The organism is bacterium (assembly GCA_024228115.1).
In the GTDB taxonomy this organism is placed as follows: domain Bacteria; phylum Myxococcota_A; class UBA9160; order UBA9160; family UBA6930.
On the sequence record JAAETT010000656.1, the window covers coordinates 1 to 14,256 of the forward strand.

At 65.0% G+C, this 14,256-nt stretch carries 11 protein-coding genes; 4 read left to right on the forward strand and 7 right to left on the reverse strand.

Going from position 1 to position 14,256, the window contains the following annotated elements; translation table 11 throughout:
• Positions 1–145: 145 nt before the first annotated feature.
• The gene (locus GY937_27245; protein MCP5060410.1) at positions 146–763 is read left to right on the forward strand and encodes a TolC family protein; all 618 of its coding nucleotides are present in this window, start codon (positions 146–148) and stop codon (positions 761–763) included.
• Between the two features lie 16 nt (positions 764–779).
• Here GY937_27245 and GY937_27250 read toward each other — a convergent pair whose 3' ends face one another.
• The 4 genes from GY937_27250 to GY937_27265 all read right to left on the reverse strand — a co-directional run bounded on the left by GY937_27250 (position 780) and on the right by GY937_27265 (position 7,905).
• Positions 780–4,931: a glycosyltransferase gene (locus tag GY937_27250; protein ID MCP5060411.1), complete on the reverse strand. Its 4,152-nt coding sequence runs from the start codon at positions 4,929–4,931 to the stop codon at positions 780–782.
• Positions 4,932–4,968: 37 nt separating this feature from the next.
• The gene (locus tag GY937_27255; protein ID MCP5060412.1) at positions 4,969–6,168 is read right to left on the reverse strand and encodes a glycosyltransferase family 4 protein; all 1,200 of its coding nucleotides are present in this window, start codon (positions 6,166–6,168) and stop codon (positions 4,969–4,971) included.
• A gap of 413 nt (positions 6,169–6,581) precedes the next feature.
• Entirely contained in the window at positions 6,582–7,028 is a 447-nt protein-coding gene (locus tag GY937_27260) for a universal stress protein (protein ID MCP5060413.1), read from the reverse strand.
• A 61-nt stretch (positions 7,029–7,089) separates the two neighbouring features.
• A complete protein-coding gene (locus tag GY937_27265) occupies positions 7,090–7,905 on the reverse strand; it encodes a transporter substrate-binding domain-containing protein (GenBank protein ID MCP5060414.1) in 816 nt (271 codons plus the stop codon).
• A gap of 111 nt (positions 7,906–8,016) precedes the next feature.
• On the opposite strand from GY937_27265, the gene GY937_27270 reads away from it, so the two are divergent.
• Positions 8,017–9,102 (forward strand): DUF4136 domain-containing protein, encoded by a 1,086-nt coding sequence (locus tag GY937_27270; protein MCP5060415.1) that lies wholly within the window; start codon positions 8,017–8,019, stop codon positions 9,100–9,102.
• A 43-nt stretch (positions 9,103–9,145) separates the two neighbouring features.
• Here the strand turns inward: GY937_27270 and GY937_27275 are convergent, their stop codons facing one another.
• The 3 genes from GY937_27275 to GY937_27285 form a co-directional block, all read right to left on the reverse strand.
• Positions 9,146–9,682, reverse strand: a complete 537-nt coding sequence (locus GY937_27275; protein MCP5060416.1) for a DUF1854 domain-containing protein — start codon at positions 9,680–9,682, stop codon at positions 9,146–9,148.
• 22 nt (positions 9,683–9,704) lie between these two features.
• Positions 9,705–11,999, reverse strand: a complete 2,295-nt coding sequence (locus GY937_27280; protein MCP5060417.1) for an ABC transporter ATP-binding protein — start codon at positions 11,997–11,999, stop codon at positions 9,705–9,707.
• Positions 12,000–12,101: 102 nt separating this feature from the next.
• A complete protein-coding gene (locus tag GY937_27285; protein MCP5060418.1) occupies positions 12,102–12,290 on the reverse strand; it encodes a hypothetical protein in 189 nt (62 codons plus the stop codon).
• A 140-nt stretch (positions 12,291–12,430) separates the two neighbouring features.
• Here GY937_27285 and GY937_27290 point away from each other — a divergent pair, with 140 nt between their 5' ends.
• Complete coding sequence (locus GY937_27290; protein MCP5060419.1) at positions 12,431–13,036, forward strand: 2-hydroxychromene-2-carboxylate isomerase; 606 nt, start codon at positions 12,431–12,433, stop codon at positions 13,034–13,036.
• Positions 12,990–14,231, forward strand: a complete 1,242-nt coding sequence (locus GY937_27295) for a peptidase U34 (protein ID MCP5060420.1) — start codon at positions 12,990–12,992, stop codon at positions 14,229–14,231. Before GY937_27290 ends, GY937_27295 begins: the two co-directional genes overlap by 47 nt.
• Positions 14,232–14,256: the final 25 nt, after the last annotated feature.

The following is a 14,256-nucleotide window of genomic DNA, read 5'->3' on the forward strand; positions in this document are numbered from 1 at the left end:
CCGAAGCACACTCCGCATTCGCGCCACGGAATGGGCATCGACCACCCAAAACGAGATCCGTCAGCGTCAATCGCCGCGCGGCACGCTGAAACATTGGAAAGCCAGCTTCTCAGCCAACTTTCGTGCATAGTTCAGGCTAAAGGAGGTGCCGCTGGACGCGGCGATTCCCGCTGGTCTTCCCTCGGAGCTTCTCCAGCGCAGGCCCGATCTGGTTGCGGCCGAGCAGCAGCTCGCCGCCGAGACCGCACGTGTCGGCGTGGCCGAGGCCCAACGCTGGCCCTCGATCAGCTTGACGGGAAGCCTCGGTGTGATCAGCGACGAGCTCTCGAGCCTGAACAGCAGCGAAGCGAAGGCCTGGAATCTCACGGCGGGCTTGTTCGCGCCCGTCTTCCACGCCGGTCAACTCAAAGCACAGGCGAAGGCCCAGCGCGCACGGGCCGAACAGGCCCTGCACGGCTATGAGGCGTCGTTGCGTCAGGCCTTTCGCGAGGTCGAGGATGCGCTGATCGCGGTCCGCTCCCTGCGAGCCGAGCACGCAGCCCGCGGTCGCCAGGTTCGCGCGGCCCGCAACGCCGCCCGCCTTTCCCGCGCCCGCTACGACGGGGGCGTCGTCGACTACCTCGAGGTGCTCGAATCCGAGCGGAGCCTGTTCACCGCCGAGCTCGATGAATCCGCCACGAGACAGGCTGCGTTGACCGCGCTCGTGGGCTTGTACCAGGCTCTCGGAGGTGGATGGACTCCGCCTCCTCCGGCGTCGCCGTAGGAAAGGCGGGCTGGGCTCAGTAGCCGATCACCCCGCTCGAGACCGCTCGCGGTTGCGGTGGCAGCGACCAGACGTCGCGTTCATAGTCGGCATTGTAGGGCGATATGTTGGCGACCTTTCGGCCCACGACCAGCGTGGCGCTGCCGCCAGGGTCGAAGCCCATCGCCGCCACCATGCCGTGATCGCGCAGGATCTCGGCCATGTCGGTGTGGGTCGCACCGACCGATTCCCGAATGCGGCCGTTCACCGTGAGAACGCTGAGCCGACCCTCGGAATCGAGGCCGGCAGCGATCTTCGGGCCGCGCATGTCGAGATAGTCGAGCCGCGCCGCCTGCGTGCGAATCGAGTTCTGCGTCTTCCACCCTTCGGTCTCCATGTCGATGCACAGCTCACCGTTCTCGATGAGCAACGGACCCGCTTCGACGGCCTGTGCCACACCCGAGAACGCGGGAAGGTGCAGCTCGAGTTCCGCACCCTGTGCGAAGCCCGCGGGAAGTCTGCCCGGCGGAAACGAGAGCACGAGACCGACGGGCCAGACGGGCACGCGCTCGCCCGGGGCCGTCTCGGCCACCTCCATGATGCGCGTACCCGCCAGGCGAACGAGCGTTCGCCCGTCGCCCCGCAGCGTATCGTCCGAGAACAGCAAGTCGTAGTAGCAGGGCTGGTCAGCGGGCGCCTGCTGTGGATTGTGCACCTCCGTCGGAAGCTTCAGCTCGGTTGCGCCCAGCGCGACTTCCAGGCCACCACCGCAACCCACCCGGCGAATCTCGAGCGCACCGGAAGCGTGGACCAGGAAGGCCGGTTTCGCATAGAGGGGCGGACACAGTACGCGACCGTCCTCGACGATCATGCCGAGCGGCGAGCCAATGTAGGACTCCGGCAAACCGAGCTTGCCAACCAACTCGGCGTTCAGAATGTATCCGCCGTTCCAGGCAATGCGCGCACGTTCCCCACTACGGCGCTCGAACCGGTGCACGAGATCGAGCATCGTGCGCGGGTTGTCGGGGGACGAGACGATCCGATAACGCAGCGGTCCCTCCGCGACACGCGCCAGCGAGCCCGACCAGGGATGCCCATCCGCGTAGATGCCGTTGACGGACTGGCGGATCACGGATTCCGCGCGTGGCCGTGATCCACCATCCCGGAGTTCGGCCAGCACATGTCCGACGGGCGAGCCGCGCTCCGCGGCATCTCGGCGCAACACCTCCAGCACGTCGGCCTCGCCGCGCTTCGCGCACAGCTCCCGGAAGCGGCTGCCTTCGAGCAGCTCGGCAAGGTCTCGGCCGGTCTGTACCGGCGTCGGATACGCGAGCGCAAAGCGCAACCCGGCCGGCACCCACTGGACGTACCCCTCACCGGGCTCGACCCCCATCAGATGCGCACCCAGCGGATGCATCGCACGCCCGACGTGGAACCGATCGAGGTCCAGGATGTCGGTAGTCGCCGCCGCCTGCTCCTCCGCCGCGAGCAGGAAACCGCCACCAGCCCGCACCTCGCGCAGCGTGTCGAGCACACGCTTGCCGAGCTGGCAGACATCGATGCCAATGCCGAGCTGCCGGCTACGCACGACGCGGGCGGCTCCGCTCTCGAACACGAGTGCGATTTCCTCATTCGTACTCTCGGTGAGGAGCTGCTGCAGGGTCTCGTTCGTAGGCAGATCGGCGCAGGGTCGCTCCCGCAGGATCACGTGGATGGGAGAGAGGTCGGATCGGGTGAGCCGCTCTGCCGTGAGGAACTCGTGGGCCCCGAGCCCGAGACGACTGCGTACGGCTTCGAGCACGAAGAGTTCGAGTTCGAGTTCGAGTTCGGTGCCCGGAAAGAACGCAAAAGGCACGTCCTCGGCGAGGCGCGTCCGCAGCCGAGCGCGCTGGTCGATGGCGGGGGGGCCGCCACAGAGCATTTCCAGCGCGCGACCCCAGTTCGAGAAGTGGTGCGCCGCCCTCGGAACGATTCGCGGCGAATCGGGTTCGGCAACCTCGCGGTGCAACTCGTTGATCACGCCCGTGAGTTGCTCGGGTGTGAACCGGTGGTAGGGATGATCGCGCCGATTGCGATGTCGATAGGCCAGGGCGTGGTCGAACATCACCGGCATTTCGCTCTTCCAGTGCAGGAACAGACTCTCCACTGCGTGGAAGAAGGCGCGACGTCCGGTGACATCACTGGGGACCAGACCTGCTGGGCCATCGACCAGGCGGCAGGCAAACGCGAAGGCGAGTCCTTGTATGCGCTGCTCTTCCACCCGGAAGTAGGACGGATCGATCAGCGATTTCAGCATCAGCATGAAGCCCATGCGCCCGGTGCCGGCCAGATACTCGCGCCTCCGTGTATCGACGAGGTCGACGAGATCGCGCGCGCCCCGCAGCTCTCGCTGGCGGAAGCGCGCCAGTGCCTGGGTGGCTCGCTGCTCGGCGGCCTCGTTGCTCTGGAGCTGCGCGTGCAGCTGCCCGAGCGCACCGCGCATGTCGTCTTCGAGCGCGCCCGGGCCATAGCGGATATCGACCACGTGACGGTTGTGCGTGCGACACTCTGCGTGATGGTGCGGGTGCAGAAGCACATCCCGAGCCCACGCGACGGCCTCCGGGCCGACCCGGGAGCCACGGATCTCGATCACCTCGAGCCGCTGGTCGGCGGCCAGATCCTCCCCGATCAGCTCGGCGTAGACCGCCTCCGGCTGATAGCGGCGGACGAGAATCGGTACACCAGCCGCCGCCGCCTCGAGGATCGGTAGGCCGCGGCCTTCCGTCTCGCTGGGCAGACAGACCAGAGAGGCAATGGCGTAGAGATCGGCGATTTCGGCCGGTCGCTCGTAGCGTGCACGGAACTCCGGCGAATCGATCCCCGCGAACAACGGAGCCAGGAAGACACGCTCCCGGAGACGCTCAGGCACCACCTCGAGTGCTTGCTCGAAGAGATGAAGAAGTTCTTCGAAGTAGCCCTCGTGGCCACCGGCTACAGGGCCGGTCACGACTACGGTGATCTTGAGGGAGGGCGTGGCATCCAGCGCGGCCGCGAACTCCGGGTCCTGGCACAATGCTGCGATCAGGTCGAAATCGCGAGCGATGTGCTTGCGCGCGATGATGCGCGTGGGCTGGAGGAAGATCATGTTGTCTTGCATGAACGCGACGTGGCGTCCACTCCGTGCGCCGAGCAGGACGGGCCGGGGATCGCCGACGATGCCTCTTTCGACCTCGGCCGCCACACTCCGCACCGGCACACGCAGCCCACCCTTTCCGAGCAGCGCAGCGATCTGCTGCAACACCTCGGTGCGTCGCGGCCGTGAAAGCGGATGGAACCGCCCGAGATCTACCGTGGTTCCGATCTTGGCGACACTCGCAGGGCTGTGACCAAACTTGGAGACCAGTGCATCGCACTGCGCGTCGTTGAGATTCAGGGAGAGCCAGCTTCGCGCCCTCCAGGGGTGGGTCATCTCGATCACCGAGAACACTTCGCCCAGGTGCGCGTTGGTGAAGAAATGGTCGCGCGGGCCCTTGGGCTGGCCCAGGGATTCGCGCTCGATCTCGGAGCATCCGCCCTCCCAGTAGAAATCGTGGTTGTTGCTGATGACCGGGATCCCGAGATGCTCGGAGAGCAACACCAACGCCAGCGCCAGCGGCGGGTTTCCTGGATTCGAGTTGGTGTTGACCGCAAAGATGAGCTGGATCTCCTCGTCGTCGAACAAGCGCCCGAGCGTCGCGACGAGCTTCAGCGTGCTCTGCCAGAAATCGGCAATCAGACGATTGTAGAGCGGGCTGCCCCGATCGAGGCGATGCTGGAAGAGGCGCTGATAGACGCTGTGTCGGTCGAAGCCGTCGATCTCGGGAATCACGTGCCGCTGCGCCTCGGGGCCGAGTATGGAATCGGCTCCTGTCCCGAACTGCGCACCCACGAAATGAATGCGCGGATCGGGCAGCAGGCTGCGCATCGCCTCGGCGTACTTGGCGATTTCCATGGTCACGCCATCGACCGCGCAGTAGTAGGTAACGAACGCAACACCGCGAGCGAGTTTTCGTCGGAAGTCGGAGAAGCCGGCAGGGGCGCTCGCGCTGGGAACCGCACGCTCGTCACGCAAGCGGTCGAGCATCAGCCCGAGATCGAACCACGTCTCGATGTTCTCGGCTCGAAGTCGTTCGAGCAGAGCGTCGGTTCGAGAGCTGCGGGGCGGTGACACGAGACCTCGGCGCCTCCAAAAGAGCGACCGCCGGAGTCTAGAAGTCGAACAGGGCCTCCAGCTTTTCCTCCAGGACATCATAGGAGAAATGGCGGCGGCCGAGTGTGAAATTGTGCTCAGCGATCTCCCGCTGGCGCTCGGGATCGTGCAGTATCGTGTCGATCTGCCCCACGGCCTCGTCGGTCAAGACACCGCCCTCGAGCATCACGGCGTCGAAGCCCTTGCTGCCGATGTCCGGCCAGTAGACCGGCTCGTAGTTGTTCACGAACACGGGCCTGCGGGCCAGCACCGCTTCGAGAAACCCGTTGCCAAAGCCCTCGTAGGTGCTGAAGTAGGTGACGGCCACGGAGTGGGCGTAGGCATCCTCGAGCGAGTAGAACTTGCGCCCATCGGAGAGCTGCTCACGTTTGCTCAGGATCTTCTGATGCGCGAAGGTCACCCGGTCCCTGAGGCGACGCGACTCGATCATCTCGATCAGCTCCTTGAAGTATCCCTTTCGTTGATCGTCGGCCGCGCTGCCGGTCACCACGAGCCGGATCCGGCAATCGTCGAGCTTGTGCACCAACTCGATCGCAGTCTCGATCCCCTTGCGCTTGACGATTCGCGTGACCTGGAAGATCGGAAGCTCACCGTTCCCCATGCCGATGCTCGAGAGCAGATCGTCGTTGTAGCCGTCCCGCCTGGCGTACTCGGCCTCGAAATCCATGACGTTCGGGACGACCGCGGCGCCAATGCCGTAGCGCGTTTCGAGCTCCTTGCGTGCGGCATCGTTGATGACGGCGTGCTTCACGTTGGGCAGCTGCAGCGGAAACGTATCGGCAACCAGCTCCTCTACTTCCGGAAAGGGCGTGTCGTAACGGTTGCCGCGCTCCCAGGCGAAATCGTGGTCGTGGGTGACCACCGGGAGCGACAATCGCTCGGCGGCGAGCTTGATGCCGAGGCCCATCGAGAGGTGGCAGGGCAGCGCGGAGGCATTCTCCGAAAGCAGGACCTCGATCCGATTCGCCAACACCCAGCGAAAGATCTCGATCGCCACGGCGCGAGCGTGCTCGTGGACTGTCGTGAGAAGCTCGTCCGGATCGTCCTCCGGGTAGAAGAACGCGTGGTTCTGCTCCCACTCGCACTCAGGCGAAAAGAACGAAAGCGGTCGGAAGCGCGTCCCCAGCCCCCGCGGGACGACGTCGTCCTTGAAGTTGCCCGAGAGCACGAAACACGTGTGCCCCAACCGGCCGAGCACCTTGATCCACTTCTCGGTCTCGAGCGCAACACCATCGACGTCGCCGATGCGGCCGATGACAATCCCGACATGTTCTGGCCTCCCGCTGGGCGAAAATGCTAGCTAGAGCCCGCATCGAGTGTCCAGGGGGGGGAGCTTGAGGCTGGGTTCCGGCACCAGGCTACCGAGGACCGGGGCCCCAGGTGTCCCAGCTTGGCAGGACGAGCGGTCCTCAACGCCCTTGCGGGGGCGCAGCGTCACGCATCACGGCACGGTGCCACGCACCAGGGGGCCGCGTAGAGCTTGGCCACCTGGCCCACGTGCGTTGAGAACTCGGCGAGTGGATCGAAGCACACGAGTACACCTCGGTCCGCCAGCCATGCAGAAGCGTGAGCCAGCGCAGCAACCTCGAGAAGAGCGGTCGGAAGCCCGGCTCAGTCCTCGGTCGGAGGCACGACCAACACCGGTCGATCCGAACGGCGCACCAGTTTGTCGGTCAACGATCCCAACAGGAAGCGACCTGCGGCGCCATGACCTTGGCGTCCAACCACGATGATGGCGGCATCGATCTCTTTGGCGTGGTCGAGGAGCGCTTGGCAGGTGTCGCCCACGCAGACGTAGACATGAGCGCGAGCAGGCACCTCTGCCTCGGCGATGAATACTTCGAGAGCGCGGCGCGATTCCTCGACTTCCTCGTCCTGGAGTTGCGCAACGGCGGCTTGGCTCTGCTTCGAGCCACCGAATAGTGGCTTCAGCTCGGGCGTCACATGGACGAGTTCGACGCTCCCACCAATGGCCTTGGCGATCTCGAATGCATACTGAACGGCCTTGTCTGCATCCTCTGAGAAATCCGATCCCACCAGCACGACGAGTTCTGTCATGTGGAGAAGCTAGCCAATCATCGCGCCGAGAAGTGCCTTCCGCCGGAACCGGGGCCCTCTGCTAGGGAAGCTCGCTGACCCAATCGTTGCGCTCGAGCCAACGCGAACGCAACCCACTCAGGAAACCGCTCGCCTCGAGTGCCCCGAGAGCGTTGTCGAGATAGGTGGCAAGCGCACCGCTTCCAGCGTGGACAGCCATTCCGATGGGCTCGATCGTGAGCGGCTCCCGCAACGTGGCCAGCCCCTCTTTGGGATGCAGGAAGGCCGTGAGCATCACGATCTCCCGGTCCGCGACCAGGGCGTCGACCTTTCCGTCGAGCAACAATTTGACCGCCTCGTCGTAGTCGGCCGTCGTCACGAGGCTCGCCTTCGGAATGGCAGAGTTGACGAACTGCTCACTCGTCGAAGCCTCGAGCGCTGCCAGCTTGAGTTCGGCCTGGTCGAGATCCCCGGCCTTGTTCGCCTGGGCGAGGGTCGTGGATCGGGTCAAGATCGATTTGCCGGAGAGGAAGTAGGGACCCACGAAGGAGGCTCGCAGGCTCCGCTCCGCAGTGGTTGTCATTCCCGACATCACGAGATCGACCTTGCCACTCTCGAGCGCATCGAGCAGCTCCGGGAAGGGCGTCTGGACGATCTGAAGCTTGACACGCATGAGCCCGGCGATCCCATGAGCGAGATCGACCTCGAGGCCCTGCATGGCCCCATCCTTGCCCTCGAAATTGAGAGGTGGCTGGCTGCCGGACATCCCCACTCTCAGGGTTCCGCTCGACACGATCCGCGAGAGCCCGGAAGACGCAGACGCCTCCTGAGCCGATGTGGGGCCGCTGATGAGTAGCAGGGCCAGGGCTCCCGCCAGGGTGGTGAGCCATCGCGCCATCGGGCTTCCTCCTCGTTCCATGGGGACGGCGGATCATAGCAGCGGGGCAGCGCTCGCGAAGCGAGAAATTCGCGAAGCGAGCCAGAACGAAGCGGCTAGAATCTCGCGCGCATGAAGCGCCGAGGTCTCGAATCCCGCTCCCTCTCGAACTGCATCGCGCTCGCCTTGGCCCTCCTGGTCGGCGGGTGTGCCTGGGGCGCCTGGATCCCCGGCGAGCGCAACTGGAACCCTCCGGTCGTCGCGGATCCAACCACCTTCGCGGAGTTTCTCCCGTTGGGGAGCGTCCGCGTCGATGAGCTCGACTGTTACTCCCAGCGTTGCAAGAAGCGGTTCCGCGTCATCGTCGAGGAGCCCGGCGTTCTCACGGTGCGCGTCATCCCGGAGCTGGTGGGGCCGGACGCCCAGGCCCGGATCGTGCTCGAAGCCATCCGAGGGGTGCTCGCCCAGGCCAGCACGGGACGCGGGCCCCGCACCGATGTCACGGTTCTCGCCGTCCGCGAGAACGTGAACCCGGGCACCTATTTCGTGTTGGTCGAATCGGTGGGTGGCCCCATGAAGTACGAGATCGGAGCCTACCTGGAGCCAGGTCCCGGGCCGGCGCCGGGGACGACCGCCAGTGCCCCGCCTCCCAAGAAAGCCGCCCGGCCCGCGCCGAAGGCGCTCTCGGGTCCGCCCGCGCGGCTCGTCGACGTCAAGCTGCCCGGGCGGGCTGGCGCACGCTACGACCCGCAGGTCTCCTTCGCGAAGCTGCGCACGTTTGCCTTCACCCGCAATGCTCAGGCCGGCGACGATTTGCCGGCCGGAACCGTGATCGAGAGCCCCGGCGACCGCCAGATCCGCCGCTTCCTGGCTGAAGACCTGCGGCTCAAGGGCTTTCGGCCGGCCACGGGGCCCGAACCCGCCGACCTTCGCGTCGAGTTCTCGACGAGCGACGCTACGCAGCTCTTCTACCGATCGCCTTTCATCTGGTACGACGAATTCAGCATGGACCCGTACAGGCCCGGGTTGGCCTACGCGATCCAGGCGAATGTTGCCAGCCAGCTGACCGTCATCATCGTCGACACCGAAAGCACACGGCTCGCCTGGTATGGAACGAGCGCGAAGAGCCTGGGCCCGGGAATCGACATGGGCGCCGAAACCACGGCACTCGCTCGCGAAGCCGTGTCCGACATCCTCGCGAAGTTCCCTCCCAACTAGCGAACGAACCGCACCCGAGGAGACTCGTGCGGAGTTGAGCGGATCAATCGAGGAACGCCCACAGAAGGCGCTGGCTCTTCGCATCGAGGCTTTCCGGATTCGGCACCAGATAGAGATCCCCAGCGACGTCCTTGATCAGGAGTCCGCCCCCGGGCATTCCCCGCGGCCACTCGTCTCGTAGCGTCTGGAATTTCCGCAAGCCCTGGAGGGTTCGCACACGGAATGTGCGGATCTCGATCTCCTCATCCACGTCGAGCACGGCCTCGACGACGAGCACGAAGCCCGCTTCGATGAGTGCCGTGCCGAGCGCGCGCTGTGCCGTATGAGGCAGATCCGTCAGGTCTCGCACGAGCGCGACCTCTTCCTCGTCGCGATCCCTGAGCGAGACGAAGCGCGCGGGCTTCGACCACGGGAAGCAGCGCACCGGTCGCACGGAGCAGGTGCGATCCGGCGTACGCGCCCATAGCTGGCCGTCGGAGCCTCGCCACAGATCGACGCCCAGCATCGGACGCCGAGGGGCCCGGATGGCTGCCGCCCGTCCTCGACGAGCGAGTGCCAGGTTCTTCTGTTCATCGTTCATGGTCGTCCTCTCTCTCGTTTCTCTAGCCTTGGAGCTGCTGCTGCAGATGCCACAGGTGCTGGAAGGTCCCTCCCGGCTTCTGCAACAACTCAGTCGGGCTGCCACTCTCTGAAATCCGTCCGTCCTCGATCACGAGGATGCGGTCCGCCCTTCGCAGGGTGGAAAGCCTGTGCGCGATGGCGAATACCGTTCGCCCAGAAGTCAATCGATCGAGGGCTTCCTGGATCTTGAACTCCGTCTCGGTATCGACCGAGCTGGTCGCCTCGTCGAGCACCAGAATGCGTGGGTCGTGCAGGATGGCCCGCGCGATCGAGATGCGTTGTCGCTCGCCCCCGGAGAGCGTCTGCCCACGTTCGCCTACCATCGTTTCGTAGCCACTGGGCAGCTTGCACAGGAAGTCGTGGGCATTCGCCGTGATGGCCGCCTCGACAACCTCGTCCACCGCGGCGTCCGGCAGGCCATAACGGATGTTCTCCATGACGGTCCCATGGAAGAGGTAGGGATCCTGGAGAACCATTCCGAGCTGCTGCCGGAAACACCCCGTATCGAGCTGGCGCACGTCTACCCCGTCGATCCGAACGCTCCCGCCGGTTACGTCATAGAAACGCGCCAGCAGGTTGGTCACCGTCGTCTTCCCGCCACCCGAGGGCCCGACGAGTCCGATCATCTCTCCGGGCTCCACGGCGAACGAGATGCCCTGTGCGACCTGGCGCACTCCGTCGTAGCCGAACGTCACGTTCTCGAACTCCACCTTGCCTTCGAGAGGCTCCAGGCGCACGGAACAACCCTTGTCGACCACCTGGGGTTCCGTATCGAGAACCTCGAAGATGCGATGGGCCGAGCTGGTCGCCCGATTCATGATGCGCGCCATCTGCCCGATGATCTCGATCGGCTGCACGAACATCGTCATGTAGAGAAGGAACGCGACGAACGTCCCGGAGGTCAGGCTGGCTGCCAGCCCTGAATCGCCGGGCAGCACCCGCGGTAGCGCGAGCACCCAGACGAGCACGACCATTCCGCGCACGGCCAACATCAATGCCGGCCAGAACGAGGTCCAGACTTCGTGAATGCGGTTGAACTCGTTGGTCACGTTGTGATTGCGCGCCCCGAAGCGCTCCTTTTCCCGTACCTCCTGATGGAACGCCTTCACGACCTTCATGCCCGGAATCGTGTCGGACACGATGTCCGTCACCGCACTCCACTTTCGCCAGGCGCGAAGAAAGAGCCGATTCATGCGACGCCCGTGGATGTAGACCCACACACATAGGAACGGCACGGGCAGCGTCATGACCAGCCCGAGCTTCCAATCCAGGTGGATCAACACAGCGGAGAGGCCCGCCAACATGACGAGCGATAGCGATACGTCGACGATGCCCAGGGCAAGGAATTCCCAGAGCCGATCCGTATCGGCCGTCACGCGCGTGATCAGGCTTCCGGTCTTCTTGCGCGAGTAGAACGAGAGCGAGAGCTTCTGCAGGTGCTCGTAGAGTTCCGTGCGGAGATCTCGCGCAACATGCTCGCCTAGCACCGCCATCCACCGCAGTCGCGCCCAGGCCGCCAGCTGCCGCAGGATGTAGCTTGCCGCGATCACCCCGACGGCCACCCACGCGACTTGCTGCACTTCAGCGACGGTCTTCACACCGTCCTGCACGGGACGAATCACCTCATCGACCAGATAGCCCGTGAGATACGGCGGCACGAGCGAGAGCGCCGTCAACACACCCGCCGAGGCCATGCCGAAGATCACCTTTCCGCGATATGGGCGCAGGTACCCGAGCAAACGCCAGACGACGGCAAGATCGTTGCCCGCAACGAGGGCCTGGGCCTCCCGGATCGGGCCAGCAACGTTGTCAGCGTACTCTCCATCAGCATCGGCAGAGAACGCTACGGGTGATCCGTCGAGTGCGCGCTCGATCACGAACTGCACGCTCTCCATGGCGCGCCGCTGCCGGTGAGTAAAACGCACGCGGGCGAGCGCCGGCTGTCCGGGCTCTCCCAGGAAACGCAAGGTATTGCAGGTGAGGCCCGGATCCAGTCGCATCGCCTGGATCGACTCACGGGCGAACGTCTGCACATCCAATGCGCCGCCAATTCCGCGAGCGATGGACACGTGCCGCGGCCCCAGGGCGACCCATGATTCCGTGAGCTTCAGGCTTCCATCGAGATCGGCCAGTGCGTAGAGCTGCACCGGAGCGCCGTCCCAGGCGTCTTCGATGGCCCGACGCACGGGACGCGGCATCGATGCGGGCTGGTCGGTGTATCGGTCGAGGATCTGGCGATCCGTTGTCTCGGGCGTGCGGGTCGATTCGGCGAACATCGGATGGGCTTTCTTGCCCCGGGTCCGAGCCTTGGAAGGTCGACCAAACGAAAACGGCCTTCCGGGCTCGCACCCGGAAGGCCGTTTGAAACGACGGTTTTCCTAGGGTGCTGGGATACTGTGAATGGCCTGGCGATTCTTGACCCGGCCATGGGGAATCCCGAAGAGAGACGGGCGATCGCCACCGGCGAGGGTGGCGGCGGCGCTACACGCACCACCGACCGTCATGGCCAGTGCCCTGCGCGACGGCGGGCTCCAGGCCTGACTCTTCTGGTTCCGATTCTGGATCATGATTTGCGGATACACCTCTGCCAGTTGGAGGCCACCATACTCGGACGCCCAAGCAGAAGCAAGCCCGGTCTGGGGCCCGCTACCCTGGGTTCATGCCCGATCCGAAGAGCCCAACCAGGGCGAAGGATGAAACCTGCAAAATGACCCGCCTGGAGTTCTTCTTCGATTGCGGCAGCCCCTGGACCTATCTGGCATTCCACAAGATCGAGGGGGTGGCAGCGGAGACGGGCGCCGAGCTCATCTGGCGTCCAATCCTGGTCGGTGGCGTCTTCAACACCGTGAACCGGGAGGTGTACGAGGCCCGCGCCAACCCGAATCCGAGGCGGGTTCGCTACCACGCGAAGGATCTCGCGGATTGGGCGCGGCTCTACGATCTGCAGATCGGCTGGCCCGATGTCTTCCCTGTGAACAGCGTCAAAGCCATGCGTGGCGCGTTGGTCGCCCAGGATGCGGACAAGCTGCCGGCCTATTCCCGGGCCACCTTCGAACGCTATTGGGGCGCCGGCAAAGACATTTCCCAGGAAGGCGTTCTCGCGTCGATCGCTGAAGGCGTCGGGCTCGATCCCAGCGACTTCCTCGAAGGAATCACCAGTCCTTCAATCAAGGATCGATTGCGCGCCAACACGAACGAGTTGATCGAACGTGGCGGCTTCGGTTCACCCACGATGTTCGTCGACGGCGACGACATGTTCTTCGGCAATGACCGGCTCCCACTGGTTCGCGCGGCACTCGAACGCCATGTGTGACACCGCTGTCCGCGTCCTTCCGGATCGCGTGCTCTTCGCCAAGAATTCCGACAGGGATTCGAACGAGGCCCAGCTGTTGGACTGGCAACCCGCCCGCGAATACCGGCCTGACGCGCCACTGCGCTGCACCTGGATCCGGATCCCCCAGGCGCGGCGCACCCATGCCGTGCTGCTCTCGCGGCCCTTCTGGATGTGGGGTGCGGAGATCGGTGCGAACGAACATGGCGTGGTCATCGGCAACGAAGCCGTGTTCACCAAACAACCCCTCGCAGGCACGGGCCTGACGGGGATGGATCTGCTCCGGCTCGGTCTCGAGCGCGCGTCGACCGCAGAAGAAGCCGTCGCCATCATCACCCGATTGCTGAAGGAACACGGCCAGGGCGGAGGCTGCGGACACGAAGACCGCTCGTTCACGTACCACAGCAGCTACATCCTGGCGGATCCACGGGGCGCCTACGTGCTCGAAACGGCGGGCCATGAGTGGGCCAGCGAGCGGGTCGAAGGCGCGCGAAGCATCTCGAATGGGCTGACGATCGAAGGCTTCGCGGGGCAGCACAAGGACGTGCTGCGGACGAAGGCAGCCTCGGCTGGAGTGCGACGCGCCTGCACGGAGGCGCATGCTGCCCGCGCCAAGACGCCCGCCGACATGATGGCGCTTCTGCGAGATCACGGAGGCCAACGGTTGGGGCCGCGGTATTCGCGGTTCAATGGGGGGATGGGTGCACCCTGCGTCCACGCCGGGGGCCAGGTGGTGAATTCACAAACCACTTCTTCGTGGGTCTCGGAGCTCACGCCGGATGGCGTCTCCCATTGGGCGACGGCATCCGCCGCGCCCTGCACATCACTCTTCAAGCCCGTCTCGGTGGACCAACCTCTCGATCTGGGCCCGGAGCCCACGGATGAATACGACCCCGCGACGCTCTGGTGGCGTCATGAGCACCTTCACCGACGGCTGATGTGGGATCCGGAAGGCCTGATGAGCGCAATCGTCCAGGAGCGGAATCACGTGGAAGCGGGCTGGATTGCAGACCCACCGGATTCGGAGAAGGCCTTCGCGGAGGGCGACCGGCTCCTGGAGGGCTGGACCGACCGCGCCCTGGCCGCCAGCTTGACGGATCGACGGCCTTCCTGGACCCGCCGCTACTGGGCAAAGCGCAACGAGCGCGCAGGCTTTCCGGAACACGGGACGCTCTGATCGCATCGGGCAGCATCCCAGCGAA

What these genes read in the sequence shown, in the direction of transcription:
- GY937_27260 (MCP5060413.1), bottom strand. Translation starts at nt 7,028, where the DNA reads ATGACAGAACTCGTCGTGCTGGTGGGATCGGATTTCTCAGAGGATGCA.
- GY937_27265 (MCP5060414.1), bottom strand. Translation starts at nt 7,905, where the DNA reads ATGGCGCGATGGCTCACCACCCTGGCGGGAGCCCTGGCCCTGCTACTC.
- GY937_27270 (MCP5060415.1), top strand. Translation starts at nt 8,017, where the DNA reads ATGAAGCGCCGAGGTCTCGAATCCCGCTCCCTCTCGAACTGCATCGCG.
- GY937_27275 (MCP5060416.1), bottom strand. Translation starts at nt 9,682, where the DNA reads ATGAACGATGAACAGAAGAACCTGGCACTCGCTCGTCGAGGACGGGCG.
- GY937_27280 (MCP5060417.1), bottom strand. Translation starts at nt 11,999, where the DNA reads ATGTTCGCCGAATCGACCCGCACGCCCGAGACAACGGATCGCCAGATC.
- GY937_27285 (MCP5060418.1), bottom strand. Translation starts at nt 12,290, where the DNA reads ATGATCCAGAATCGGAACCAGAAGAGTCAGGCCTGGAGCCCGCCGTCG.
- GY937_27290 (MCP5060419.1), top strand. Translation starts at nt 12,431, where the DNA reads ATGACCCGCCTGGAGTTCTTCTTCGATTGCGGCAGCCCCTGGACCTAT.
- GY937_27295 (MCP5060420.1), top strand. Translation starts at nt 12,990, where the DNA reads ATGACCGGCTCCCACTGGTTCGCGCGGCACTCGAACGCCATGTGTGAC.